Raw genomic sequence first — 26,481 nt, 5'->3', positions numbered from 1 at the left:
ATCATGCGCATAGGTCCTTACCATCTCAAAAACAATCTCATCGTCGCCCCTATGGCCGGGGTGACCGATCGCCCTTTCCGCATGCTGTGCAAGCGCATGGGCGCGGGCATGGCGGTGAGCGAGATGGTGGCGTCCAATTCGCTGCTGTACGGCTCGGAGAAGACCAAACGGCGCGCAAACCATGAAGGCGAGCCCGGCCCGATCTCGGTGCAGATCGTCGGTGCGGACGCCAAAATGCTCGCGCAGGCCGCGAAGTACAACGTGGATCGCGGTGCGCAGATCATCGACATCAACATGGGTTGCCCGGCCAAAAAAATTTGCAACGTGATGGCCGGCTCCGCGCTGCTGCAGAACGAGCCGCTGGTCGCCGAGATACTCGAAGCGGTGGTCGGCGCGGTGGCGGTGCCGGTCACACTGAAGATCCGCACCGGCTGGGACAGGCAAAACCGCAACGCGGTGAACATCGCCAGGCTTGCCGAAAACAGCGGCATCCAGGCGCTGGCCATCCATGGCCGCACCCGCGCCTGCGCCTATACCGGCGAGGCCGAGTACGACACCATCGCGGCGGTGAAGGCCGGCGTGAACATCCCCATCATCGCCAACGGCGACATCACCACCCCGGAAAAGGCCAGGCATGTGCTGAAATACACCGGCGCGGATGCCGTGATGATCGGCCGCGCAGCGCAAGGCCGCCCCTGGCTGTTCCGCGAGATCGACTATTTCCTGAAAACCGGCACCCATCTGCCCGCGCCGCAGATCAGCGAAATCCACCGCGTGCTGCATGAACACATGCAGGACCTGTACGGCCTTTACGGCGAACACACCGGACTGCGCGTGGCACGCAAGCATATCTCCTGGTACACGAAGGGACTGGCCGGTTCGGCGCAGTTCCGTCACCGGATGAATCAACTGGAAAGCCCTGCCGAACAGCTGGCGGCAGTGGACGAATTTTTTGCACAACAGGCGCAGCGCGGAACGCAGCTGCATTACGTTGAGGAGTTAGCGGCATGAACGATTGTGTAATAAACGAAAATGACATGGCGCGCCACGTGCGCAAGACGCTCAAGGAATACTTCAAGGACCTCGACGGCGAAGACCCGTGCTGCGGCATATACGGCATGGTGATGGACTGTGTCGAGAGGCCGCTGCTGGAAATGGTGCTGGAACATGTCGGCGGCAACCAGTCGCGCGCGGCGGAGATGCTGGGCATCAACCGCAACACCTTGCGCAAGAAGATGCTGCAGCACGGCATCGCGTAGCGGCGCCCCACCCCGAATTCTTTTTTAAACTGGAACCATCATGGCAGCAATCAAACAGGCACTCATCAGCGTGTCGGACAAATCCGGCATCCTCGAATTCGCGCAAGGCTTGAACCAGCTCGGCGTAACCATCCTCTCGACCGGCGGCACGGCCAGGCTGCTCGCCGACAACGGCGTGCCCTGCACCGAAGTCGCGGACTACACCGGCTTCCCCGAGATGCTGGACGGGCGCGTGAAGACGCTGCAGCCGAAAGTCCATGCAGGCATCCTCGCGCGCCGCGACCTGCCGGAACATGTCGCCACGCTCGCAAAGCACGGCATCCCGACCATCGATCTGGTCGTGGTGAACCTCTACCCGTTCGCGGCAACCGTCGCCAAGCCCGGTTGTACGCTGGAAGACGCGATCGAGAACATCGACATCGGCGGCCCGACCATGGTGCGCGCGGCGGCGAAGAACCATGCGCATGTCGCGATTGTCACCGACCCCGCTGACTACGCCGATGTACTGGAAGAGATGCGCACCAACAGCGGCGCGGTTTCCGATGCGACGCGCTTCGACCTGATGAAGAAAGCGTTCTCGCACACCGCCGCCTACGACAGCATGATCAGCAACTACCTCACCGCGATCGACAGCGACGGCGCGAGGAGCGAGTTCCCCGCGCAGATCAACTTCAACTTCGCCAAGGTGCAGGACATGCGCTACGGCGAGAACCCGCACCAGAGCGCGGCGTTTTACCGCGACCTGATTCCGGTGGCGGGCGGCATCGCGGGCTACACCCAGCTGCAGGGCAAGGAACTGTCCTACAACAACATCGGTGACGCCGACGCGGCGTGGGAACTGGTCAAGACCTTCGACCAGCCCGCCTGCGTGATCGTCAAGCACGCCAACCCCTGCGGCGTGGCAATTGCCGACACCCCGCTGAATGCCTACAAGCTGGCCTACGCCACCGACACCACCTCCGCGTTCGGCGGCATTATCGCCTTCAACCGCGAGCTGGATGAGGCGAGCGCCGCGCAGATCACCGCCAACCAGTTCGTCGAACTCATTATCGCGCCCTCCGCTTCCGAGGCCGCACTCAAGGTGACTGCCGCAAAGCAGAACGTGCGCGTGCTCACCGCGCCGCTGTCCAACGCGCACAACCAGTGGGATGTAAAGCGCGTCGGCGGCGGCCTGCTGGTACAGTCGCCGGACGCGCTCAACGTGCAGGCCTCGCAACTCAAGGTGGTGTCCAAGGCGCAGCCGACCGCCGAGCAACTGCAAGACCTGCTGTTTGCGTGGCGCGTCGCCAAATACGTAAAGTCCAACGCGATCGTGTTCTGCAAGGGCGGCCAGACGCTGGGCGTCGGCGCGGGCCAGATGAGCCGCGTGGACTCCACGCGCATCGCCTCGATCAAGGCGCAGAACGCGGGCCTGAACCTGAAGGATTCCGTAGTCTCGTCCGACGCCTTCTTCCCGTTCCGCGACGGCATCGACGTGCTGGCGCAGGCCGGTGCGAAGGCCGTGATCCAGCCGGGCGGCTCGATGCGCGACGAGGAAGTGATCGCTGCGGCGGACGAGCATGGGCTGGCGATGGTGTTCACCGGCTACCGTCACTTCAGACATTAAGCAAACGGTAGTGGATAAGCGCATAGCGCGCATCCACCAGCATGACGGTGGATGCAGCCTTCGGCCTTATCCACCCTACATTTGAGGTAGTTATGAAAATTCTGGTCATCGGTTCCGGCGGACGCGAGCACGCACTGGCCTGGCGTCTGGCGCAGGGCGCCAAGGTGCAGAAGGTGTATGTCGCGCCGGGCAATGCCGGCACCGCACTCGAGGACGGCGTGGAGAACGTCGCGATCACTTCCATCCCCGACCTGATCGAATTCGTGAAGCGCGAGAACATCGAGCTCACCGTGGTCGGCCCGGAAGCGCCGCTGGCGGCGGGCGTGGTCGATGCGTTCCGCGCCGAAGGCCTCAAGATTTTCGGCCCCACCAAAGCCGCCGCGCAGCTCGAATCCTCCAAGGATTTCGCCAAGCGCTTCATGACGCGCCACAACATCTCCACCGCGTTCTTCGAGACCTTCAGCAACATCGCTCAGGCGAAGGCCTACGTCGAGAGACACGGCGCTCCCATCGTCATCAAGGCCGACGGCCTCGCGGCGGGCAAGGGCGTGGTGGTCGCGATGAGCAAGGACGAGGCGTTCGATGCCATCGACATGATGCTGTCCGATAACAGGCTCGGCGACGCCGGCGCGCGCGTGGTGATCGAGGAATTCCTCGAAGGCGAGGAAGCCAGTTTCATCGTCATGGTGGACGGCAAACATGTGCTGCCGATGGCGACCAGCCAAGACCACAAGCGCCTGCTGGGCGGAGACCAAGGCCCCAACACCGGCGGCATGGGCGCCTATTCGCCCGCACCGGTCGTCACACCGACCATCCACGCGAAAGTGCTGCGCGAAGTCATCATGCCCGTGGTGCACGGCATGGAAAAGGAAGGCATCACCTACACCGGCTTCCTGTATGCCGGGTTGATGATCGCACCGGATGGCGGCATCAAGGTGCTGGAATTTAACTGCCGCATGGGCGACCCCGAGACCCAGCCCATCATGCTGCGCCTGAAGAGCGATTTCGCGGCAATCGTCGAACATGCGACCAACGGCACGCTGGACAAGGTCGAAGCCGAATGGGACAAGCGCACCGCGCTGGGCGTGGTCATGGCCGCGGCGAACTATCCCGACACGCCGCGCAAGGGCGACGTCATCGAGCGCCTGCCCAAAAAACTCGAGGACGCGCATGTATTCCACGCCGGCACCACGATGCAGGACGGCAAGGTGGTCACCAGCGGCGGGCGCGTGCTGTGCGTCGTCGCACTGGGCGACATGGTGAAGCACGCTCAGCAACGCGCCTACGAGATCGCCGACGGCATCCATTTTAACGGCTGCCAGATGCGCCGCGACATCGGCTGGCGCGCGATTGCCAGCAGGAAGTAATTGCTCCGCCACAGCGCCTCGCCTCGCAGCCTCGCCGCACACCTCAGGCGCGGCGGCCTGATCGCCTACCCCACCGAATCCTGCTACGGGCTGGGCTGCGACCCGGACAACCGTGCCGCCGTGCTGCGCCTGCTCAGCCTCAAGCAGCGCCCGCAGCGCAAGGGGTTGATCCTGATCGCGGCACACTACCGGCAAGTGGCGCGCTACCTGCAACCACTCACACCCGACGAACAGGCGAGACTGAAGAACAATGGCGCACAGGCGATCACTTACCTGATGCCGGCAAAGCCCTCCTGCCCGCGCTGGCTGCGCGGCAATCACGAGACCCTGGCGGTGCGCCTCACCGCGCATCCTTTCGCCATGCAACTCTGCTTGGGCGCGGACAGCGCACTGGTCTCCACCAGCGCCAACCGCAGCGGGCAGCGCCCTGCCAGGACTTACGCACAATGCCAGTGCCTGTTCGGGAGCAAGGTGTGGGTGTTGCCGGGGCGCGTGGGCAAGCGCAAGAAACCTTCCACGATCCGCGCCTGGGCGGGCGGCCAAACCATTCGCAACTGAACGGAGACAATCATGGGCGATTTCGATTCCGCAGCCGTCAAGGAGTACCTGCTCGAGCTGCAAGACCTGATCGTCGCGCGCCTCGAGCAGGTGGACGGCAAACCATTCCGCCGCGATAGCTGGAGCAGGCCGGAAGGTGGCGGCGGCATCACTTGCATCCTCGAGGAAGGCAATGTGCTGGAGCGCGGCGGCGTGGCGTTCTCGCATGTGACGGGCGACAGGATGCCACCTGCCGCGACCGCGCACCGCCCGGAACTGGCGGGCCGCCGCTGGGAAGCGCTGGGCGTGTCGCTGGTGCTGCATCCGCGCAATCCCTATGCGCCCACCGCCCATGCCAACGTGCGCATGTTCGTCGCGATGAAGGACGGCGAAGCGCCGGTGTTCTGGTTCGGCGGCAGCATGGACCTGACGCCGCATTACGGCTTCGAGGAAGACGCGGTGCATTTCCACCGGGCCTGCCGGAACTCGCTCGCGCCGTTCGGCGACGATCTCTATCCGCGCTTCAAGAAATGGTGCGACGAATACTTTTTCCTCAAGCACCGCAACGAACCGCGCGGCGTCGGCGGCATCTTCTTCGACGACCTGAGCGAACCGGATTTCGCCACCGCCTTCGCGATCCAGCAAAGTGTCGGCGACCACTTTCTGTCCGCCTATGTGCCAATCCTGGAGCGCCGCAAGGACACGCCCTACGGCGAACGCGAGCGCAATTTCCAGCTCTACCGGCGCGGCCGCTATGTCGAATTCAACCTGGTGATCGACCGCGGTACCATCTTCGGCCTGCAATCGGATGGCCGCACCGAGTCCATCCTGATGTCCATGCCGCCGCTGGTGAAATGGCGCTACGACTGGCATCCCGAGCCGGGCGCGCCGGAAGCGGAGTTGTACGAGAAATTTCTTGTGCCGCGTGACTGGTTGCAGGAACAACCGTAATTCTCAGACCCTTCGCAGCACGATGCCGCGAAACCAGCCTCCGGCGAGCAGCGGCATGTCGCTGAGCACTTGCAGTTGCGGCACTTCGCGCAGCACCTCCTCGAACACCACGTCTATCCTCGTAGCCAGGCGGCGCGTCAGCGGGTTGAGCGCGCGGCGCAGCCAGGCATGCTGTCGCGGGCGGAGGAATTTGTCGAAGACGAGGATCGTGCCACCGGGCTTGAGCACACGCGCCGCCTCGCCCAGACATTTTTCCGGGTACGGCACGACGGCAAGGATGAGATGCAGCACGACATGATCGAACTGCGCATCGGCAAACGGCAGCGCCATGCTGTCGCCCAGCACCCAGTCGATCTGCAGATTCGCGCCGCGCGGCCTGGCGCGGGACAGCATCGCCGCGCTGAAGTCGAGGGCGGTATAACGGTGTGCCGATGGCAGCAGCGGCAAGTCCAGCCCCGTCCCTGCCCCGCTCACCAGCACGCGCCCCGGCGTATCCGCCGCCAGGCTGCGCAACGATTCGGTGCGCGCCTTCAGCAGCGGGCGCTCGATAACCAGGTCATAGAGCGGCGCGATCAGGTTGTAGCTGTATCGCAACAGGGAGTTGGCAAGATAGGGCTGGCCGTCCTTTTTCATCTCGAATTGTCCATCAGGCCGTCATTCGGCGAAAGCCGGAATCCGGTACGAGCAGCTTCCCTTGATGATGGAATGCGCGCCTGCAGGAGCGCAGCTTGCTGCGCGAGGGGTGCGATCGCCCGATAAATCGGGCTCCTACGGCGCATGAGATCACAAGTTCCGCCAATGGATTATCCGGGTTCATGCCTTACCCCATCATAAGGTAATCCAGCGCAATGCCCGCGAACACCGCCGCGCCGAACCAGTTGTTGTGCAGGAAGGCCTTGAAACATTTCTCGCGGCTCCTGCCCCTGATGAGGGTGTAGTGATACAACGCGATGCCTGCCGCAACAAGCAGCCCCAGATGAAATATCCAGCCCAGCCCGACCATCCGCCCTGCCGCCGCCAGCAACCCCAGCGTGACGGCATAGCAGCCCATCACCGCCGCCACGTCGTATTTGCCGAAAAACAGTGCCGAGGAGTGAATGCCGAGATGGATGTCGTCGTCGCGGTCCACCATCGCATATTCGGTGTCGTAGGCGATCGCCCAGAACACGTTGGCGGCGAGCAGCAGCCAAGCCACCGGCGGTACATCGCCGAGCTGTGCGGCAAACGCCATCGGAATGCCGAAACCGAAGGCGATGCCGAGATAGGCCTGCGGGATGGCGAAAAAGCGTTTGGTAAAGGGGTAGCTCGCGGCAAGGAATACCGCAGGAAAGGACAGCAGCCAGGTCAACGGGTTGAGCGGCAGGATCAGCAGGAAAGAAACAAAAGCCAGCCCGGCGGCCAGCCACACCGCCTCACGTTCGCTGACCTTGCCGCTGGTGAGCGGGCGCTCGCTGGTGCGCTTCACATGCCTGTCGATGTGGCGGTCGGCATAGTCGTTGATGGCGCATCCGGCGGAGCGCATCAGCGTCGTGCCGAGCACAAAAATAACGGCAATATGCCAGGCTGGTGTCCCCTTGCCCGCGATCCACACGCCCCACAGCGTCGGCCACAGCAGCAGCAGGATGCCGATGGGACGGTGCAGGCGGGTGAGCTGGATATAGAGCGAGAAGCGTTCGGCGAGAGTCATTTCCGGATGGTAAATTTTCAACTTTTTGGGCACCTCGATGAGGAGATGCCCTGCGACATTATAGATGCCATGAATTCTACCTCGCATCCAGGCATGCCAAACACAAAAGGGGCATCCGGCTTCATAACCAAAGGCAAGGCCTATATCTCCCAAAGGCCAGAAATCATGTTGCAAAAAAACAACATAATTTACAGCTTAGTTTGCATTCCCTTTTTCTAATAGCGACAATCCGCCTCAGAACTCCTGAATATTGAGAGTTTTTGGATTCCGGTTAGCAGCAAATATTTTTATAACTAAATTGGAGAAAACCCATGTTACTCAAGAAACACCCCGTATCGAGCATCGCCGCCCTGTCGGCCCTTCTGTTCGCGCAAAGCGCCTTGGCAGCGGACACGCTGACCGACGCGCTGACCGGCGGCAAGGTTTCGGGCAATGTGCAATACCGTTACGAAGATGTGCGCAACGCTTCCGTTCCTGCCGCCGGGAAAAATACGAATGTGGCGACAGCGAATACGGTGCGTCTGCGCCTCGGCTATGAAACGGCCACCTTCAACGGTTTCGGCGCAATGGTAGAAGCCGAACACACGACAGATCTGGGTAATAAAAAATATTACAGCCAGAACCCCTTTAATGCCGCCCCTCAGTATGCAACGATACAAGACCCGGAAGTCACCGAGATTAATCAGGCCTATCTGAGCTATAGCGGCATCGCCAACACGAATGTGAAGTGGGGTCGCCAGCGCATCAAGCTGGACAATGACCGTTTCATCGGCAACGTGGGCTGGCGCCAGAATGAACAAACCTTTGATGCCTTCACGCTGGTCAACAAGTCGCTGCCGAGCACCACGATTACCGCAGGTTATATCACCAACGCAAACCGTATCATCGGCGATGGCGATGGAAACTTGGATGCAGGCAATGCCCACATGAGATCGCCCATCTTCAACATCAACTACAAGGGCTTCAGCTTCGCTGAAATCGCCGCCTACTACTATCAACTGGACTACAAGCCAGTTGGTGCTGGCGTAACTACCAATGCTAGCTCGGCTAACACCTTCGGTATCCGGCTGAACGGAAACACTCCAATGGGCGGAAACAAGCTGCTGTACACGGTGGAATTCGCTGAGCAACAGGACGGTAGCAACAACCCGACCAACTTCAAGGATACTTACACCTTCCTGGAAGCTGGCGTAGACGTAACCAATATGGCGGTATTCAAGGTGGGCTATGAAGTGCTGGGTACCGACTTGGGCGCTACGACCAAAGTTGGCGGTGGTGCAACCCGCCGCTCCTTTGCCACGCCATTGGCTACCCTGCACGCCTTCAACGGCTGGGCTGACATGTTCGCAGCAGCTACACCCAGTCAAGGACTGAAGGATGCCTATATTTCGGCAAGCACCAAACTGGCAGGCATCAACCTCGGAGCGGTCTACCACAGCTATGAAGCAGACAAGACCACTGCCGCCCTGTCCTCCAAAAAGCTAGGTGATGAATGGAACCTTGTAGCAACATATGGGTTCAACAAGAACACCACAGTCGGCTTGAAGTACGCAGACTATAAAGCCAAGGGGACGCGCGCTACCACCTTCGATAACACAGCTGGTACCACTACCGGCATAAACAATGTGAATACACAAAAGACTTGGCTGTGGGGCGAATTCAAGTTCTAAGAAACACAGTTTGTAGCAGAAAAACTAACGGGCATCTTCGGATGCCCGTTTTTTTTCGCGCTATTACAGGCAACACTCAAATTTCGGACAAACAAAAAGCGCGCAACAATGCGCGCCCGCGAGTTACGTAAATCCCGAATCAGACCTGCATGTTCATGATGTCATTGTAAGCCTGCACGACCTTGTTGCGCACCTGGACGGCGGCCTGGAAATTGACGCTGGCCTTCTGCATCGCAATCATGGTGTCGCTCAGGCTGACGCTGTTGTCGCCCAGCACAAATGCCTTCTGCATGGCCTCAGAATTGGCCTGCGACTGCGCCACCCCGTCCAGCGACGACTTCAGCACCGCAGCGAAATCCACTTTTCCGGTCTGCGCCACCTGGTTCGGCTCGCGTAGCCCCGCCGCTGCCTTCATGGTGCGCATTTGCGCCAACAAGCCGTCCACTGCCGAGGTATCCATTTCCCGCCTCCTTTTTTAGGTAGATGCACAATATCCGACAGGCCGCCATCTTTATAGTGAAAACAGGCACAGGTTTCCCCGTTTATTCAGGTTTTCAAGGGCATGTTTGCCACTGGTAATATGCCAGATGTACAAGTGGCTTTAAGGCATGACTCCAAATCATTATGGCCGAAGAAGAAAATAGGACAGCAAACCTGTTGAACCAGCTCACCTTCCAGCAAAAAATGGGGGTGGCGGCGGGTATTGCGGCATTGTTCGCGCTCATCGCGGGAGCATGGATATGGGGCCAGACGCCCGACTACCGCGTGCTGTACAGCAATCTGTCAGACCGCGATGGCGGGGCCATCATTCAGTCGCTGCAGCAGATGAACATCCCCTACAAGTTTGCCGAGGGCGGCGGCGCACTGCTGGTGGCCTCAAACCAGGTGCACGAAGCCCGCCTGAAGCTGGCCTCACAGGGGCTACCCAAGGGGGGAAATGTCGGCTTCGAATTGATGGAAAACCAGAAATTTGGCATCACCCAATTCGCCGAGCAGGTCAATTACCAGCGCGCGCTGGAGGGCGAACTGGCCCGCTCGGTGGAAAGCATCGGCGCGGTGGCCGCCGCACGCGTCCACCTGGCGATCCCCAAACCCAGTGTTTTCGTCAAAGAACAGCAAAAACCCAGCGCCTCCGTGGTGCTCTCCCTGCAGGGCGGCAGGTTGCTCGACTCCGCGCAGGTCAGCGCGATCATTCACCTGATTTCGAGCAGCGTGCCGGAAATGTCCGCCAAGAACGTGACCGTAGTTGACCAGAACGGCACGCTGCTGAGTGCAAACCACGAAGGCAACATCAGCGAGGGGCTGGATGCAAATCAGCTCAAATATGTGCAACAAATCGAGCAGAACTATGTCAAACGCATTGAGGATCTGCTGACTCCCCTGCTCGGCGCGAACAATATGCGTGCCCAGGTATCTGCCGATATCGATTTTTCGCGTACCGAGCAGACATCCGAAAGCTACAAACCGAACCAGGATCCGGCCGAGAGTACGGTACGCAGCAAACAAAGCTCCGAAGCGTTGAACGGCGCGGGACTCAATGCGGGCGGCGTCCCGGGTGCGCTGACCAATCAACCTCCGGTTCCGGCTACAGCGCCTATCGTTGCCAACACAGGGATACAGGGAGAAAGTGCCGTCGCGAGCAGCGGCAATATCTCCAACCTGCAAAAGGAATCTACCGTGAATTACGAAGTGGATCGCACCATACGCCACACCATCCTGCCGGTTGGCTCCATCAAACGCCTGTCGGTTGCGGTGGTGGTGAACGGCAACCGCAAGGTGACCGATGCGAAGGGCAAGCCCAGCGCCAAACCCTTGACCGATGTGGAGAAGGAGCAGATCAACAACCTGATCCGTGATGCGGTGGGCTTCGACCAGACTCGCGGCGACAGCCTGAATGTACAGGTTGCCGCCTTTACCGAAAGCAAGGAGCTTGTCGAGGAACCGCCATTCTGGAAACAACTCGACACCATCGAACTGGCGAAAGAGTTGCTTAAATATGCGCTGATTGCCGCGATCATGCTATTTGTGGTGTTCCGCGTCATCAAACCTGCATTGGATACCTTGCTCACGGCACAAAGCAAAACAGGCGGTTTTACCGCCGCTGAGAAACCCGAATCTACCCCCGAAGCAACCTATGCGCCCTCCACGCCGTCCTATGAGCAAAGCCTGCAAACCGCCCGGCAAATCGCCCAGCAGGAGCCGATGATCGTCGCCAGCGTAATCAAGGAATGGGTAAGCCATGAGTAATGGCGTCGAAAAAAGCGCGATCTTCCTGATGACGCTTGGCGAAAATGATGCGGCCTCAGTGCTGAAATACCTTGAACCCAAGGAGGTGCAAAAAATCAGCGCGGCCATGATGAAACTGAAAAATCTCAGCCGCGAGGAGATTTCGCAGGTATTCCGCGACTTCATCATCTCCGCATCGGGCAAGACCACCATCGGGATGGATTCCAACGATTACATCCGCAGCATGCTCGTCAAGGCATTGGGGGACGACAAGGCCAAAAACCTGCTGGATCGCATCATGCACAACAGCGATACCAGCGGTATCGAGAGCTTGAAATGGATGGATCCGGGTGCGGTGGCCGAAATGATCGGCAACGAGCATCCGCAGATCATCGCAACCATCCTGGTTCATCTGGAACCCGATCAGGCCGCCGACATACTGAAAATGCTTACCGAGCGCACCCGCAACGATGTGCTGTTGCGCATTTCCACGCTGGATGGGGTGCAGCCTGTGGCGTTACGCGAACTCAACGATGTGCTGGGCAAGCTCATGGCTGGCGGCGGCACCGGAAAAAAGAGTCTGCACGGCGGAGTAGAGACTGCGGCAGAAATCCTCAATTTCATGGGTGGCACGCTGGAAACGGAAATGATGGAAAATGTGCGCAGCTACGACCCCGAGCTGGCGCAGAAAATCGAAGACAAGATGTTCGTCTTCGAAAACCTGCTGGAAATCGACGATCGCGGCATCCAGCTCGTACTCCGCGAGGTCCAGTCCGAGTCGCTGATTATCGCGCTCAAGGGGGCCAGCGAAGAGTTGCGCGAAAAGATTTTCAAGAATATGTCGAAACGCGCTTCCGAAATGATGCGCGAAGACCTGGAGGCCAAAGGGCCGGTAAGACTCAGCGAGGTCGAAGCCAATCAGAAGGAAATCCTCAAGATCGTGCGGCGCCTGGCCGATGAGGGCCAGGTTATATTAGGCGCCAAGGGTGAAGAGGACACTTATGTCTAGCGTCATCATCCCCAAGGAGCAGTTGACCGCCTTCGAACGATGGGAATTGGCCTCGTTCGACCCTCACCCCGGCGACAGGCACCAAGACAATGCACTTGCCACCGTAGCGGAACTGGAGAGCATCCGTCAGCAGGCACATGATGAAGGTTACGCACAAGGCCGTGACGCGGGTTATGCCGCCGGCATCCAGCAAGCGCGCACCGAAACGGCGCTAATTCACACGCTGCTGCAAAACCTGCAAGATGCACTCAATCAAGTGGACGGGCAGCTGGCGCAATCATTGCTCGATTTATCGCTGGAAATCGCCCGCAAAATGACCGGTGAAACCCTGCAGGCGAAACCGGAAATCATCCTGAAAATCGTCGGCGATGCCATTGGCAGCCTGCCGCATTTCAACCAGAATGCCCACCTGATTCTGCACCCGGACGACGCTGAACTGGTGCGCAGGCATATGGGCGAACAGTTATCGCACGCCGGATGGAAGATATTTACCGATGCACAAATCGGGCGCGGCGGATGTCGTGTGGAAACCACACACAGCCAGGTGGATGCCACCACGGAAGCACGCTGGAAGCGCGTTGTCGAATCGATAGGGCAGGATAAATCATGGCTGGCATAGCCCCCTCCACACATTTGTCCAGATGGCGAAACCTTCTCAACGAAGGCCGCGAATATGTGGCAAATTGCGATCCTGCACCATCGAGCGGCCGGCTGACCAAGGTGACCGGCCTTGTCATGGAAGCCGTCGGCTTGAAAATGCCGGTCGGCAGCACCTGCGCGATCCACCTGCAGAATCACACCGTCGAGGCCGAAGTGGTCGGTTTCGCCGGTGAAAAATTATTCCTGATGCCGGAACACGATGTGCATGGCTTGGTGCCGGGTGCGCGCGTGATGCCCATCGAACCTGCGCATATACTGATGCTGGGTGGCAAACGCAAACCGACGCGCCGCATTGCCGACCGTGCCAAGCATCTGCCGGTCGGCAGCATGCTGCTGGGCCGCGTAGTGGATGGCGCCGGCAAACCACTAGATCAACTGGGGCCGCTGCTGGACACGGAATCCGCACCGCTGCAGAGCCGCCCCTTCAACCCACTGGAGCGTGCCTCGATCGATACCCCGCTGGATGTCGGGGTGCGCGCCATCAACAGCATGCTGACCGTAGGGCGCGGGCAGCGCATGGGATTGTTTGCCGGTAGCGGCGTCGGCAAGAGCGTGCTGCTTGGCATGATGGCGCGCTATACCAGTGCGGACATCACGGTAGTCGGATTGATCGGCGAGCGCGGCCGCGAAGTCAAGGAATTCATCAACGACATCCTCGGCAAGCAGGGCATGGCACGCTCGGTAGTCGTCGCCACGCCTGCAGACACCTCCCCGCTGATGCGTCTGCAGGGTGCAGCCTACGCCACCACCATCGCCGAACACTTCCGCGACCAGGGCAAGAACGTGCTGCTGATCATGGACTCGCTGACCCGTTTCGCCATGGCACAGCGCGAAATCGCACTGGCAGTCGGCGAACCGCCTGCTACCCGGGGTTATCCGCCTTCCGTCTTCGCCAAACTGCCGCAACTGGTGGAGCGCGCCGGTAATGGCATGGAAGGCAGCGGCTCGATAACCGCCTTCTACACGGTCCTGACCGAAGGCGACGACCAGCAGGACCCGATTGCCGACAGCGCACGCGCCATCCTCGACGGACACATCGTCCTGTCGCGGCGGCTGGTGGAACAGGGACATTATCCGGCGATCGATATCGAGGCTTCGATCAGCCGCGTGATGTCGCGCCTGGCATCTCCGGAACACCTTTCCATCGTGCAGCGCTTCAAGCATATGTACGCCCATTACCAGCGCAACCGCGATTTGATCAGCGTCGGCGCCTATATCAGGGGCAGCGACCCATTGCTGGACGAGGCCATTGCGCTCTACCCGAGGATGGAGCAGTTCCTGAAACAGGATATGTTCCAGCGCGAGCCCTATGCGTCGAGCATCGCCCAATTGACGGCGTTATTCGAACCGGGACATTAACGGCCTTATCATGATCAAACCATTCTCCCTGCAACCCCTGATGAAGCTGGCGCAACACCAGCGCGACTCGGCAACGAACAGGCTCGGACAATTGAACAAACAGCAGAGGAGCGCGGAGCAGAATCTCGACACCCTGCTGGAATACCGCAAGGACTATCAAACCCGCTTGCAGGAAGCAACGCGGAATGGGATGAGCCCAGCCGACTTGCGCAATTTTCAGCAATTCATCGATAAACTCGATGATGCAATCAGCCAGCAACTCAAGCTGGTCGAACAAAGCAAGGCATCGACCCAGGCCGGGCGCGACGAATTCGACATAACGCAGCGCAAATTGAAATCGTTCGACACGCTGCAACAACGCCACATCGAGGAACAAAAGAAGGTTGTCGCAAAATCCGAACAAAAAACACTGGATGAACATACCGGCAGAATGGCTGCCTACAGGATGAACAACAACGAAGACCAGAAATGAATCGAGGATGGCGGACCAATTTTCCGCTGCCGCCAACCAGACACAAGGAGAACTACCATGAGCAACCTGCCGATCAGCAGCACCCCCCAACCGCCCGGCAATGCCGCGGCCGGCACCGCGATCACCTCTGCGGCGGATATGCTGGCGATGGGCGCACAGCCTGTCGAACCTTTCGCGCTTTTGCTGGCACGGCAAATCGACGGGGCTGGCCTGTCTGTCCCGGATGCCGCGCAGACCGCCATCGCTATTGATGGCAATGCAACGAACGGTGGCGCAGACCCGTCCCAGAAGGATGCGCAAGACCCAGCGGCGGCCATCGCCCCTGGCGATCCGGCAAACACGCTTGCGGCAATATTGCTGCAACTCCCCCCTCAGGAAAGCAAGGGGCAGAAAACGGAAGGGATGCAGGCAACTCAGTCACTCATCGGCCTTTCCCGGAAAACAGATGGCCAGCAGTCCCCTGCCCTCGCTTCCTCCCTGGAAGCCGGGCACAAAACACCCATGGCAGGCTCGGAAGATGGTCAGATAACCAAACTCCTGTCCATCGCGCCCCCATCTGAGGCTGTCAGCCGCGCAGGGTTATCCGGCGCGGCTCAGTCGGCGCCCGATACCACCCAAGCCGTCGTTCCATCGATGGCGCCTGCTGCAATGTCGGCAACGTCAACCAACAACACGCCGGCCATTGCCACTCCCTTGGGCAGCAATGGGTGGGCACAGGAGTTTTCGCAAAAGATCAGCTGGATAGCCACGCAACAGAACCAAGTTGCCGAGCTGCACCTGAACCCCCCAAATTTAGGCCCATTGGATGTGGTGCTGAAAATTTCGGACAACCAAGCCACCGCCCTGTTCACATCTCCGCATGGCGCAGTGCGCGAGGCGGTGGAAAACGCCCTGCCTAAACTTCGTGAGATATTGGCCGATAACGGCATCATGTTGGGGAATACTACGGTCAGCGACCAGCCCCCGCGCGACCGCAGTATGGATGGGTTCATGAACCAGGACTCCGGCACGGCAGCACAGCACAGAATTTCCGCAGCGCCCGAACCGGCCGGCTCGTTACCGGAAGCCGCACAAACTGTGTCGGCGCGCCGCCATAACGGAATGGTGGATACTTTTGCCTGAACACTGGCGACGGCTTAAGTTAATGGAAAATTTCAGCACCAATCGGGTTATCATTAGCGCTGGATTTTCCGACCACTGATAAGGAATCGAATATGGCGAGAGCCGCAAAACCCACAGCACAGGCCGCCGAAGAGGAAGAGATCGAAGCATCGCCTAAAAAGAGCAAAAAAAAGCTCATCCTGTTCATCGTAGCGGTTGTGCTGCTGGCAGGCGGTGGAGCAGCGGCGTTCCTGTTGCTGAACCCGGAACCAGCGCCAAAGCGTGGTGGCGCCGCATCCGCAGAATCAGCACGCGCGGAGATACCGCCGAAATTCGTTGATTTAGGCCAATTTACGGCCAACCTGATGCGCGAGGAGGATGATCGCTACCTGCAAATTGCGATTTCACTCAAGATAACCAAACCGGAACTCGAAGAGAAAATTAAGGAAAGTAAACCGGAAATCCTGCACCGTGTGAACATGCTGCTACAAAGCAAACGCCCTTCCGAACTCGCCACTTTTGATGGCAAGGAGAGGCTTGCCCAGCAAATCAGGGCGCAAGTGGAATATGTGGTGGGCCTGCGCAAGACCGCTCCTGCCATCAGCACCGAGCAAGAAGCGTCACCAGTTGAACCCAATGTCGGTCGAAACGGCATTGCCGACGTGTTGTTTACTTCATTCATTATCCAGTAACGGGAAATGAGCGAATTTCTTTCACAGGACGAAGTCGATTCCCTGCTCAAGGGAGTGACCGGCGAAACAGACGATGATCTCGATCATCAGGAAGTCGCTCCTGGAGAAGTTCGCTCATACAACCTGGCTTCACAGGAACGTATCGTGCGTGGGCGCATGCCCACCATGGAAATCATCAACGAACGTTTCGCACGCCTGTTTCGCATCGGGCTGTTCAACTTCATTCGCCGCACCCCGGAAATTTCGGTCGGACCGGTGCGGGTATTGAAATTCGGCGAATTTATCCGCAACCTGCATGTGCCGACCAACCTGAACCTGATTCAGGCAAAACCATTGCGCGGCAACGGCTTGTTCGTCTTTGATCCCAATCTGGCCTTCCTGGTAGTGGATAACATGTTCGGCGGCGACGGACGTTTCCACACCCGCGTGGAGGGACGTGAATTTACCCAAACCGAGCATCGCATCATCCTGAAACTGCTCGAAGTGGTATTTGAAACCTATGGTAAATCCTGGGAAGCAGTCCACCCGCTGGAATTCGAGTTCGTGCGCTCGGAAATGAACCCGCAGTTCGCCAACATTGCCACCCCCAACGAAGTAGTGATCGTCACCACTTTCGACATCGAGCTAAGCGGCAATGGTGGCTCATTCCACATTTGCATGCCCTATTCCATGCTCGAACCGGTCAAGGATTTGCTCTATAGCACCATGCAAGGCGAGCACTTGGCTATCGACAAGCGTTGGCTGCAACTGCTCTCCAAGCAGGTGCAGTCCGCCAACATCGAATTGGTCGCCACGCTTGGTCAAGCCGATATGACTTTTGAGCAAGTGTTGAAAATGCAAATCGGCGATATCATCCCGCTGGAGGTCAGCGACAGCATCACCGCCTCGGTAGACGGCGTGCCGGTGATGGAATGCAAATATGGCGCTTTTAACAATCAATATGCATTGAAGGTCGAAAGAATGCTCTCGACTAACGAAGGAGAAGGTCATGCCTGACGAAACCACAATCAACGAAGAAGCCATCACTGCCGACGATTGGGGCGCAGCCATGGCCGAACAAACTGCAACCGATGACTGGGGTGCGGCCATGGCTGAGCAGACTGCACCCGCCAGCCAGCCAGCGACTCCCACCAAACCGCATGTACTGGAGCAATTCGGGGCAGGCGGTACTGCCTCTGCCACAAACGACCTCGATATGATCCTGGACATCCCGGTGCAACTGACCGTTGAACTGGGGCGCACCAAGATGCCGATCAAGAACTTGCTTCAACTGGCACAGGGCTCGGTCGTCGAACTGTCCGGCATGGCCGGTGAGCCATTGGACGTGATGATCAACGGATTCCTGATTGCACAGGGCGAAGTCGTGGTGGTAAATGACAAACTCGGCATACGCCTGACGGACATTATCACGCCATCCGAGCGGTTGCGGCGCCTCAACCGATAATGCGCACCAAGCTCCAAACTTCCATCGCGGCCCTCATGCTGGCGATTCCTACACTTGCGGCTGCCGTGGAGGGAACGCGCCCCGCCTACACCCCGCCGCCGCCCGCAGTCAGCTCCGGCAACATCATGCAAATCATTTTCAGCCTGCTTCTGGTGTTGGCCGCCATAGTGCTTGTGGCATGGCTGCTCAAGCGCATGAATATTGTGCAGCAAGGATCGGGGTATCCGCTCAAGGTATTGGGTGGCGTATCAATAGGGCAGCGCGAACGCATCGTGCTGGTTGAAGTAAATGATACCTGGCTGGTAGTCGGAGTGGGGCCGGGGCAAATTCGCACCTTGCACACGCTCCAAAAGGCAGAAATCCCTGCTGCCGATCTTCAAGCCACAGAAAACCACCTCCCTGAAAACAAATTTGCCAGCCTTCTGTCTTCGATCATCAGTCATCGAAAGCATGGTACGGGGAACAAATGACGGTGTTTCGACAGATGGGATACCGGAAGCAAAAGACTATGCGCAAAAATGGAGCGGCGGCGACCACCGACCTTCCGCTAAAACTGGCAGCCATGTGGCCGATTATCCTTTCTGTCTTCTGCCTTCTGGCCAGCCCGGCCGCATATGCGGAAGCCGGCTTGCCGGCATTCACCAGCACACCTGCACCGGGTGGCGGCCAAACCTACAGCCTGAGCCTGCAAACACTGCTGCTGCTCACCTCGCTGAGTTTCCTGCCGGCGATCCTGCTGATGATGACCGGCTTCACGCGCATCATCATTGTGCTAAGCCTGCTACGCTCCGCGCTCGGCACCCAGGCTTCGCCGCCCAACCAGGTGCTGGTCGGCCTGGCATTGTTTCTCACGTTCTTCGTGATGTCGCCGGTGTTCGACAAGATGTATACCGACGCCTATCTGCCCTACAGCGAAAACAAGCTTGATTTCCAGCATGCCCTGGAGAAAGCCAGCGTACCGCTGAAGACCTTCATGCTGCGCCAGACCCGTGAGGCGGATCTCGCGCTGTTCGTCAGGATATCCAACAGCGAACCGCTGCAAAGTGCGGATCAGGTACCGTTGCGCATCCTGGTGCCAGCCTATGTCACCAGCGAACTGAAAACCGCCTTCCAGATCGGCTTCGTGATCTTCATTCCGTTCCTCATTATCGACATGGTGGTAGCCAGTGTGCTGATGTCCATGGGTATGATGATGGTGTCGCCGGCCATTATTTCCCTACCCTTCAAGATCATGCTGTTCGTGCTGGCCGATGGCTGGAACCTGATAATCGGCTCCCTGGCGCAGAGTTTTTATACCTGATAGCCCATGACCCCCGAGACCGTCGTCACCATCGGACAGCAAGCCGTCGAAATGACGCTGATGCTCTCTGCTCCGTTGCTGCTCAGCGCGCTGGTCATTGGCCTGCTGGTAAGCATCTTTCAGGCCGCCACCCAGATCAATGAAATGACCCTGTCTTTCATTCCAAAACTGCTGGGAATTTTCCTGGTGCTGATTTTTGCCGGACCGTGGATGATAAATACGATGGTCGATTACATCCAAAGACTGTTCGGCAATATCCCCTGGATGATCGGTTAGGCAGGGCGTGTTGACATGATCAGCTTCACCAGTGCACAACTCGATGTCTGGCTTGCCACACTGATTTTCCCGTTGACGCGCATTCTGGCCATGATTGCCAGCTCTCCCGTACTCGGCAACAAGCAGGTACCGGCACGCGTAAAAATCGGCCTGTCCGTCATGCTTGCCATCATCATCGCACCCACCCTCGGCGAGATGCCGCCAGTCGCTATCGGCTCTCCGCAAGGGCTGTTAATCATCATTCAGCAGGTCATCATCGGGGTGGCGATGGGATTTACCATGCGCCTGATTTTCACTGCTGTGGAAATGGCTGGCGAACTGGCCGGACTGCAGATGGGATTGGGGTTTGCCAGTTTTTATGACCCGGTAAATGCCGGTCACTCTCCAATCATTGCCCAATGGCTGGGAATGATCGCGGCACTGGCTTTTTTGGCCTTGAATGGCCATTTATACATGCTGTCCGCGTTGGCCGAAAGTTTTCATACATTACCCATCGGCAGCATGATGTCAGCCAGGGGATTTTATGAGGTAGCTAGCTGGGGAGGAAGCATCTTTGCTTACGGCTTGCAGATTTCCCTGCCACTGCTGGCCGCACTACTGACCGCCAATATCGCTTTGGGGATACTGACCCGCGCCGCGCCGCAACTCAACCTGTTCGCCATCGGCTTCCCCATCACGCTGGCGATTGGTTTCCTCGTGCTGGCACTATCCATGCCTCACTTCACCCAGTTGCTGGACAGATTTACCCAGGAAGGATTGGGCACGATGCTTAACCTGGTAAAGCAGCCGCACTGACAAGGTCAGCCGCCGCCGCAGGCATGATTCTGGGGTTTGTCCCTGAGAATCAGATATAGTTGAACAACGAAAGCTCTGCGATTTTAACGAAAGATTTTTGTGCGGCCTGCAAAGTGAACTGTTGCTGGCTCAGATCGCTGATTGCCTTGTTGTAGTCGACATCCTGCAATTCCGACAGGATTTGCCTGTATTGCAGGCCCAGATCGTCACCTGCCGTCTGCAACGCATCGATTTCATTAAGGCGCAGACCGAGCGATGACCGGACATTCAGAACATTGTTCAGCGCATTATCCAGGCTTTTGAGTCCGTGATTCAGGCTGTTCGCCATATTGGCCCCGACCACCGGTGCGTTCAGTGCACTGATCAAATCGGAAAGAGTCTTGAATATGCTTTCGTTGGTGCTGGGCACTACCGTGAAGGCATCGCCATTGGCTGGTGCCCCCTGGATGTCGAACTGCATTCCATCGAAGCTGATGGCCTGACCGCTGACATAGGGTACTCCCAAAACGGCTGGCGCTGGCGGCGGCGGCAAGAGAGGATCTGGCAATACCTGTGGCCCCGGTGGAACGGCCGGTGGAGTCGTATCCCGTACGACATACTTCGTCAAATCCGGCCCGCCCGGAAAATCCGGCCCCACGCTGAAGGTCAGATTGTAGGTATGCCCCGCCTTCAGCAACGCGCTGCCGGTCACTGAACCGGTACTGATCACACCCGAGCCGGTATTGGTTGCCGCAGGCCGGGTGACAAACGTCCCATTACCATTCTTCACACGCATGAACACATCCGACCCGGAATCGCCTGCTGCAATCTGGCGCGTTGCGCTGACCTGTATATTTTGCTGCCCATCATCCCCGGAGTAACCCATTCCCGTGGGGGTGGCAACGAAAGGTTGTGTCTTGGACTGAAATCCGGCAAACAGATAATTCCCGACTCCATCCGTGCTGTTCGCAAAACCGATCAACTCCTGCAACCTGCCGCTCAGTTCGGTTGCAACAGATTTCCGGTCATTGCTGTTGAATCCTCCGCCACCGGCGCTCACTACCGCGGTCCGCACATCCTGCAACAAAGAGGTCACCCCCTGCAGGTTGCTCTCGGCCAGGGAAAGCTTGTGGCGTACGGCAGTCCGGTTGGCGGCATATTGTGTGTTCGTCGCATCGGACTGGGTAACCTGCAATGCACGAGCCGCTGCTACCGGATCGTCCGCTGCAGTCAGGATACGGCGCCCGCTTGTGATTTGCTGTTGGGTTTGCATAAGCCGCGTCTGCTGCTGCCCCAGCAATGACACATTGCTATCGTAAAGTGTATTAGAACTGACTCGCATCACACACCTACCTTCCTAAAGCCAATATCGCATCGAACATAGTAGAGGCAATCTGCATCGCCTTGGCTGCCGCCTGATACGCATTTTGATAGCGTATCAGGTTCGCCGCTTCCTCATCCAGATTCACCCCTGAAACCGCCTGCTGTGCGGCCACCGTCTGGGCCACCATGTTGGTTTGAGCCAGACTCGTCACCGCCATTTCACTGGTCTTGGCACCGACGCTGCCAACCAGCTGCCCATACGCCCCCTGCAGACTCACGGTTCCGTTCGCCATCAGGTTCTGCGTCTGCAAACCCGCCATCAATAAGGCATTACGGTTGTCGCCGGTGGCGGAGGTATTGGATGTGATGTTGAAAACATCCCCCGCAATGGGCGTTCCAGTAATTTGTGTTGTCCACCCATTAAAGGAAAGGGTTGCACCCACATTCGGGTCATACAATGCACCCGGAGCCCCTACCAGCGTTGTCGCCGCAGTAGTGTCGGTAACAGTGTAATGAGTCGCATCAATGAATGTTACCGTTACACTGTTTCTAAGATTAGCATTTGGCGGCGGGGGCGGATTGACTGTTCCGCTGCTGATTGTTGCGGTGCCGGTATTGGCCAAAGCGGCTGCCCCTCGTATTGGGGCCGCAGCTGCAATCTTGGCAGGATCATTGGTAGCCAGCGCAATGTCGCGTGCGCCGTTTGCGGTAGGGCGTATCAAAAAACTGTCGCCTATCGCAACCGGCGTCGGCGCGGTGATGGTCATGCCATCTACCGTCTGCGGCAAGGTTGCATAGCTCATCGTCACGTTATCCGACAGGCGCACCAAGCTATAGCCCGTGCCACCATTAAACCTTAACTGATAATCGCTGGTCGTCAATCCTGCCACATCCGTGATCGTGACAGACGGCACTCCCGATGCAGCATTATTGTTCGCATTCTTGTCGACGCGTGGAACGGCCACATTGAAAAGCCTGCTGCCCAGTGCGCCGTTCAAATCCTGTCCCAGTTGGTTTTGCTGATTGATGCTGATTGCCATTCCCACAGCTACCCGGCCAAGGGCATTACGCGCCGGCTCCAGGGTCTGGTCGCGAAAAGCAAGATAGGCGCCTATCTTGCCGCCTTGCACACTGCTTTGCTGCAAGGTGAAGGCTTTATTGTTGCTCAGATAGGCGATATCCACCTTGCTCGGATCGTTTGCCGACTGGACAACCTGCAATCGCATCGATTGCTCATCTATCACCAAAGCCTGACCGCTGCCAACAAACACGTTTGCCGTTCCATCCGGCTGCTGCAGTACGGTTGTTTTGATTTCCTGGTTCAATTGGCTGATCAACTGGTTACGTTGGTCAATCAGGTCATTGGGCTGCTGCCCTTGCCCCAGGGAACCGACCCGCTTGATGTTGCCGTTCAGGACAGCGATCTGCTGGGCATAGCTGTTGATAAGATTGACGCTATCGGAGACTTGGCCGGTAAGCGCGTTGGCGATATCCGTGAGGCGCTGGTCTATGGCCTGGAATCTGTTTACGGCAAACTGCGCATCACTGAGCATGGTTTGGCGCGCAGGGACTGATTCCGGGGCGCTGGCGACCCCATTCAGCGCATCGAAGAAGCTCTGGATTGCCGGCGAAGCCCCGGCAGTAGGATCAGAAATCAGATTGTCGATCTGCTTTATGGCGGTGTGGTAAGTAGTCAAATAACCGGCCTGATTCTGCTCCTGCAAAAGCTGGGTATTCAGGAATTGATCATAGATGCGTATGACACTGGTGACATCGACCCCCTGCCCGACAAATCCGAAACCAGTCTGCTGCCCGGCACGCGAACTGAGTTGAACCTGCTGCCGCGTATAGCCGGGAGTGTTCGCATTGGCAATGTTGTGCTGAGTAGTCGCCACCCCTACTTGGGCAGCATTCATACCGCTTAATGACGAGGTAAACAGATCAGCCACGATATTTCCTTAAATCGCCCACACGGGCTCAGTTATATTATCGGCATCGCCGGACAATTCTTTAGGGGTGCAGAGTTAGCCCGCTAATATTAAGCAGGAAAACATATCAATTTAAAATCAATAAATTGCAGTATATTGGCAAGCTCGGCCAGAATGAACCCAATAAACCGGCGTTACATCGAGGCAATCAACCTGCCAAATCGATCTTGCCCATGATGCTCGCCAGCTTGTCGGCGTATTTTGGATCGGTCGCATACCCCGCCTTTTGCATGGCCTGCGCCATTCCAACCGCATCGCCCTGCTGCAGCACGCCTGCGTAGCGCGGATTGTTGCTGATCATACTGGCATAGTCCTGAAATGCCTCGGCATAGGAAGCATAGGCACGGAATTTTTCAATCTGCTTGTATGCCACGCCGTTTCGGTACTCGGTGGTCATCACCTCCGCCACCTTGCCGTTCCAGCTGCTGTTCGCCTTGATGCCAAACAGGTTGAAACTGTTGCTGCCATCCGCCATGCGGATTTCGCGCATCCCCCAACCGCTTTCCAGCGCGGCCTGCCCCAGCATCAGTTGCGGCGGCACGCCACTTGCCTGACTGGCCTGTACGGCAAGCGGCCGCATACGATTCACGAAATCCTGTTGGGCATTTTCGCTATATGCGGACGGCAGGGCGTTAATTGAAGATTGTGCGCCGATTTTTTGACCTTGATCTACAGCCATCTGCCTGCTGAGTTGCTTGACCATGATGTCGGCCAAGCCCACGCCGCGGCTGGCCATGTTTTGCGCCAGCTGCTGATCCAGCATGCCGGTGAACATCCGGGTCTGCTCGCTATCGAACATGCCATCCTGCGGCGTGGCTTCGCGCATGCTCTTCAGCATCATATTGAGAAACACCGACTCGAACTGCTGCGCCGCCGCCTTGAGTGCCTGATCCGGCGAATGCTTGGCCTGCGCCCGCAACTGCTCCAGGCTCTGCATGTCGAGCGCCAGCTTTGCGGAAGCATCCGTCCGGTTGACCATCAGATGATCTCCAACTCGGCGCGCAAAGCGCCGGATGATTTCATCGCCTGAAGAATCGCCAGCAAATCCTGCGGGGTCGCACCTATCGAATTAAGCGCCTTGACCACTTCGCTCAGTGATGCCCCTTTGGAGAGTTGCACCAGGCCGCCCTGATCGGCTTTAACATCGATGGTGGCCTTCTCGGTCTGCACGGTCTGACCCCGCGAAAGCGCATTCGGTTGGCTCACCGCGCTCTCGGCGCTGATCACCACGGTCAGGTTGCCATGCGCCACGGCGCAAGTATCCAGCGTCACGGCCTGATTCATCACCACCGATCCGGTCCGCGCATTGATGATGACCTTGGCAATCCCCTGTGCCGGAATGACTTCCAGATTCTCGATCCTGGATATGAAAGCGACGCGCTCATTGCCCGCCGGCGCGCGCACCTGAATGACCCGACCATCCAGCGCCGACGCCATCTCCGGGGCGATCTGCGCGTTGATCGCCTCGACGATCCGCGCGGCGGTGGTAAAGTCCGTGCTCCTCAATTCCAGGTGGATGAACCCGCCCTGCCCCAAAAGCGTCGGAACGGCGCGCTCTACCGTCGCACCGGCCGGCAGCCGGCCCACACTCAAATGATTCACCTGCACCGACGAGCCACCCGCTGCAGCCCCCACACCACCCACCAGCACGTTGCCTTGCGCCATCGCATACACCTGGCCATCGGCGCCCTTCAGGGGTGTCATCAGCAGGGTTCCGCCGCGCAGGCTCTTGGCATTGCCGATTGAGGAAGCCGTCACATCGATGGTTTGCCCGGGCTTGGAAAATGGCGGCAAGGTAGCAGTCACCATCACTGCGGCAACATTCTTGAGTTGCAGGCTGGTCGCCGTAGGCAGGTTCACTCCCATCTGCGACAGCATATTGATAACGCTCTGCACCGTGAACGGCGTTTGCGTAGTCTGGTCACCGCTGCCGTCCAGGCCGACCACCAGCCCATAGCCGATCAACTGGTTATCGCGCACGCCCTGGATGGTGGCCAGATCCTTGATGCGATCCGCCGCTGCCGTGAGCGGCAACACCAGCAACGCCAGCAATATGAGCTTTCTCATTATCCGGTTTTCCAATTTTCGGCTCTAGCTCCTAGAACGGCAGCACCGACAGGAACAAACGCCCCAACACATCCATCACCGACGCGCTGTCCAGAACGCCACTCCTGCCCTTGTATTCGAGGTGCGCATCCGCCACCTGCGTCGATTGTACGGTATTCCCCGCTGCAATGGTGGCCGGATTCACCACGCCCGAGAAACGGATATATTCGCTGCTGCGGTCGATCGCCACCTGCTTCTCGCCGCTCACCAGAAGATTGCCGTTGGACAGCACCTCGATCACCGTCACCGCGATGGTTCCCGTGAAGTCCACCGCTCCGGTGCTGGCGCTACTATTGGCAAACTTGCCGCTCGAACTGCCGGAAAGCCCAAATCCCGTAAACAGCAGCTTGGGCGTCACAGAATTGCGCGTGATCGACGGTGTGGTCGTCGCCAGCGTGCCGCTATGGCTGGCGCTGCCGCTCGCCTTGTCGTTGGCCGCGGTTTTCTCCACGATATTGATGGTGAGAATGTCACCGATATTGCGCGCGCGCCTGTCTTCGAACAGGGGACGCTCACCGGCTCCGGCATGGAAAATCGCCCCATCCACAGGAGCAGCCACTTTCCTGTCAACCGGCCTGGCAGTCATCGGTTGGTGTATATCGGTGGAAGGGGTCGCGCACGCGACCAATCCCAGCAGCACGGGGATGACGATCAGCAATTTACGCACGGAATGC

Annotated in this window: 28 protein-coding genes; 20 read left to right on the top strand and 8 right to left on the bottom strand. The window is 58.4% G+C overall.

The window, feature by feature from the left end; translation table 11 throughout:
• Positions 1-3: 3 nt before the first annotated feature.
• The 6 genes from dusB to hemF all read left to right on the top strand — a co-directional run bounded on the left by dusB (position 4) and on the right by hemF (position 5,720).
• On the top strand, positions 4-1,011 hold the full coding sequence (gene dusB, locus ACRRNM_RS11860; protein ID WP_435628410.1) for a tRNA dihydrouridine synthase DusB: 1,008 nt from the start codon (positions 4-6) through the stop codon (positions 1,009-1,011).
• Complete coding sequence (locus ACRRNM_RS11855) at positions 1,008-1,259, top strand: helix-turn-helix domain-containing protein (protein WP_435628409.1); 252 nt, start codon at positions 1,008-1,010, stop codon at positions 1,257-1,259. The genes dusB and ACRRNM_RS11855 overlap by 4 nt, the downstream gene beginning before the upstream one ends.
• Positions 1,260-1,299: 40 nt before the next feature.
• Positions 1,300-2,865 carry a bifunctional phosphoribosylaminoimidazolecarboxamide formyltransferase/IMP cyclohydrolase gene (purH, locus tag ACRRNM_RS11850; protein WP_435628408.1) on the top strand — a complete coding sequence of 522 codons (1,566 nt, stop codon included), beginning with the start codon at positions 1,300-1,302 and terminating at the stop codon, positions 2,863-2,865.
• A 92-nt stretch (positions 2,866-2,957) separates the two neighbouring features.
• Positions 2,958-4,232 carry a phosphoribosylamine--glycine ligase gene (gene purD / locus ACRRNM_RS11845; RefSeq protein WP_435628407.1) on the top strand — a complete coding sequence of 425 codons (1,275 nt, stop codon included), beginning with the start codon at positions 2,958-2,960 and terminating at the stop codon, positions 4,230-4,232.
• Entirely contained in the window at positions 4,233-4,790 is a 558-nt protein-coding gene (locus ACRRNM_RS11840) for an L-threonylcarbamoyladenylate synthase (protein ID WP_435628406.1), read from the top strand. It abuts the gene before it with no gap.
• 12 nt (positions 4,791-4,802) lie between these two features.
• Entirely contained in the window at positions 4,803-5,720 is a 918-nt protein-coding gene (hemF, locus tag ACRRNM_RS11835) for an oxygen-dependent coproporphyrinogen oxidase (protein ID WP_435628405.1), read from the top strand.
• Between the two features lie 3 nt (positions 5,721-5,723).
• Here hemF and ACRRNM_RS11830 read toward each other — a convergent pair whose 3' ends face one another.
• The gene (locus ACRRNM_RS11830; protein WP_435628404.1) at positions 5,724-6,353 is read right to left on the bottom strand and encodes a class I SAM-dependent methyltransferase; all 630 of its coding nucleotides are present in this window, start codon (positions 6,351-6,353) and stop codon (positions 5,724-5,726) included.
• 187 nt (positions 6,354-6,540) lie between these two features.
• Positions 6,541-7,407, bottom strand: coding sequence for a 4-hydroxybenzoate octaprenyltransferase (gene ubiA, locus ACRRNM_RS11825; protein ID WP_435628403.1), 867 nt, complete (start codon positions 7,405-7,407; stop codon positions 6,541-6,543).
• A 311-nt stretch (positions 7,408-7,718) separates the two neighbouring features.
• Between ubiA and ACRRNM_RS11820 the strand changes: the two genes are divergently transcribed.
• Positions 7,719-9,077, top strand: a complete 1,359-nt coding sequence (locus ACRRNM_RS11820; protein ID WP_435628402.1) for an alginate export family protein — start codon at positions 7,719-7,721, stop codon at positions 9,075-9,077.
• A gap of 139 nt (positions 9,078-9,216) precedes the next feature.
• Here the strand turns inward: ACRRNM_RS11820 and fliE are convergent, their stop codons facing one another.
• Complete coding sequence (fliE, locus tag ACRRNM_RS11815; RefSeq protein ID WP_435628401.1) at positions 9,217-9,537, bottom strand: flagellar hook-basal body complex protein FliE; 321 nt, start codon at positions 9,535-9,537, stop codon at positions 9,217-9,219.
• 197 nt (positions 9,538-9,734) lie between these two features.
• Here fliE and fliF point away from each other — a divergent pair, with 197 nt between their 5' ends.
• The 13 genes from fliF (at position 9,735) to fliR (ending at position 20,411) form a co-directional block, all read left to right on the top strand.
• Positions 9,735-11,324 carry a flagellar basal-body MS-ring/collar protein FliF gene (gene fliF / locus ACRRNM_RS11810; RefSeq protein ID WP_435628400.1) on the top strand — a complete coding sequence of 530 codons (1,590 nt, stop codon included), beginning with the start codon at positions 9,735-9,737 and terminating at the stop codon, positions 11,322-11,324.
• Entirely contained in the window at positions 11,317-12,312 is a 996-nt protein-coding gene (gene fliG / locus ACRRNM_RS11805) for a flagellar motor switch protein FliG (RefSeq protein ID WP_435628399.1), read from the top strand. Before fliF ends, fliG begins: the two co-directional genes overlap by 8 nt.
• Entirely contained in the window at positions 12,305-12,931 is a 627-nt protein-coding gene (locus ACRRNM_RS11800; protein WP_435628398.1) for a flagellar assembly protein FliH, read from the top strand. Before fliG ends, ACRRNM_RS11800 begins: the two co-directional genes overlap by 8 nt.
• Complete coding sequence (fliI, locus tag ACRRNM_RS11795) at positions 12,919-14,331, top strand: flagellar protein export ATPase FliI (RefSeq protein ID WP_435628397.1); 1,413 nt, start codon at positions 12,919-12,921, stop codon at positions 14,329-14,331. Before ACRRNM_RS11800 ends, fliI begins: the two co-directional genes overlap by 13 nt.
• A 10-nt stretch (positions 14,332-14,341) precedes the next feature.
• Positions 14,342-14,803, top strand: coding sequence for a flagellar export protein FliJ (gene fliJ, locus ACRRNM_RS11790; RefSeq protein WP_435628396.1), 462 nt, complete (start codon positions 14,342-14,344; stop codon positions 14,801-14,803).
• 57 nt (positions 14,804-14,860) lie between these two features.
• On the top strand, positions 14,861-15,925 hold the full coding sequence (locus tag ACRRNM_RS11785) for a flagellar hook-length control protein FliK (protein ID WP_435628395.1): 1,065 nt from the start codon (positions 14,861-14,863) through the stop codon (positions 15,923-15,925).
• Between the two features lie 92 nt (positions 15,926-16,017).
• Entirely contained in the window at positions 16,018-16,596 is a 579-nt protein-coding gene (locus tag ACRRNM_RS11780; RefSeq protein ID WP_435628394.1) for a flagellar basal body-associated FliL family protein, read from the top strand.
• 6 nt (positions 16,597-16,602) lie between these two features.
• Positions 16,603-17,592 carry a flagellar motor switch protein FliM gene (gene fliM / locus ACRRNM_RS11775; RefSeq protein ID WP_435628393.1) on the top strand — a complete coding sequence of 330 codons (990 nt, stop codon included), beginning with the start codon at positions 16,603-16,605 and terminating at the stop codon, positions 17,590-17,592.
• Positions 17,585-18,040: a flagellar motor switch protein FliN gene (gene fliN, locus ACRRNM_RS11770; protein ID WP_435628392.1), complete on the top strand. Its 456-nt coding sequence runs from the start codon at positions 17,585-17,587 to the stop codon at positions 18,038-18,040. The genes fliM and fliN overlap by 8 nt, the downstream gene beginning before the upstream one ends.
• Positions 18,040-18,510, top strand: a complete 471-nt coding sequence (fliO, locus tag ACRRNM_RS11765; RefSeq protein ID WP_435628391.1) for a flagellar biosynthetic protein FliO — start codon at positions 18,040-18,042, stop codon at positions 18,508-18,510. Before fliN ends, fliO begins: the two co-directional genes overlap by 1 nt.
• 92 nt (positions 18,511-18,602) lie before the next feature.
• A complete protein-coding gene (gene fliP, locus ACRRNM_RS11760; RefSeq protein WP_435628689.1) occupies positions 18,603-19,340 on the top strand; it encodes a flagellar type III secretion system pore protein FliP in 738 nt (245 codons plus the stop codon).
• Positions 19,341-19,346: 6 nt separating this feature from the next.
• Positions 19,347-19,616, top strand: a complete 270-nt coding sequence (gene fliQ, locus ACRRNM_RS11755; RefSeq protein WP_435628390.1) for a flagellar biosynthesis protein FliQ — start codon at positions 19,347-19,349, stop codon at positions 19,614-19,616.
• Positions 19,617-19,631: 15 nt separating this feature from the next.
• On the top strand, positions 19,632-20,411 hold the full coding sequence (gene fliR / locus ACRRNM_RS11750; RefSeq protein ID WP_435628389.1) for a flagellar biosynthetic protein FliR: 780 nt from the start codon (positions 19,632-19,634) through the stop codon (positions 20,409-20,411).
• 49 nt (positions 20,412-20,460) lie between these two features.
• Here the strand turns inward: fliR and flgL are convergent, their stop codons facing one another.
• The 5 genes from flgL to ACRRNM_RS11725 form a co-directional block, all read right to left on the bottom strand.
• A complete protein-coding gene (gene flgL, locus ACRRNM_RS11745; RefSeq protein WP_435628388.1) occupies positions 20,461-21,732 on the bottom strand; it encodes a flagellar hook-associated protein FlgL in 1,272 nt (423 codons plus the stop codon).
• Between the two features lie 7 nt (positions 21,733-21,739).
• Positions 21,740-23,662: a flagellar hook-associated protein FlgK gene (flgK, locus tag ACRRNM_RS11740; RefSeq protein WP_435628387.1), complete on the bottom strand. Its 1,923-nt coding sequence runs from the start codon at positions 23,660-23,662 to the stop codon at positions 21,740-21,742.
• Positions 23,663-23,849: 187 nt separating this feature from the next.
• On the bottom strand, positions 23,850-24,680 hold the full coding sequence (flgJ, locus tag ACRRNM_RS11735; protein WP_435628386.1) for a flagellar assembly peptidoglycan hydrolase FlgJ: 831 nt from the start codon (positions 24,678-24,680) through the stop codon (positions 23,850-23,852).
• A complete protein-coding gene (locus ACRRNM_RS11730; protein ID WP_435628385.1) occupies positions 24,680-25,768 on the bottom strand; it encodes a flagellar basal body P-ring protein FlgI in 1,089 nt (362 codons plus the stop codon). Before ACRRNM_RS11730 ends, flgJ begins: the two co-directional genes overlap by 1 nt.
• 31 nt (positions 25,769-25,799) lie before the next feature.
• On the bottom strand, positions 25,800-26,474 hold the full coding sequence (locus ACRRNM_RS11725) for a flagellar basal body L-ring protein FlgH (RefSeq protein ID WP_435628384.1): 675 nt from the start codon (positions 26,472-26,474) through the stop codon (positions 25,800-25,802).
• Positions 26,475-26,481: the final 7 nt, after the last annotated feature.

Origin of the sequence: Ferrigenium straubiae (assembly GCF_051257895.1) — a bacterium.
In the GTDB taxonomy this organism is placed as follows: domain Bacteria; phylum Pseudomonadota; class Gammaproteobacteria; order Burkholderiales; family Gallionellaceae; genus Gallionella; species Gallionella straubiae.
The sequence above is the reverse complement of the archived record's forward strand: the minus strand, read 5'-3'. Positions and strand labels throughout refer to the sequence as shown.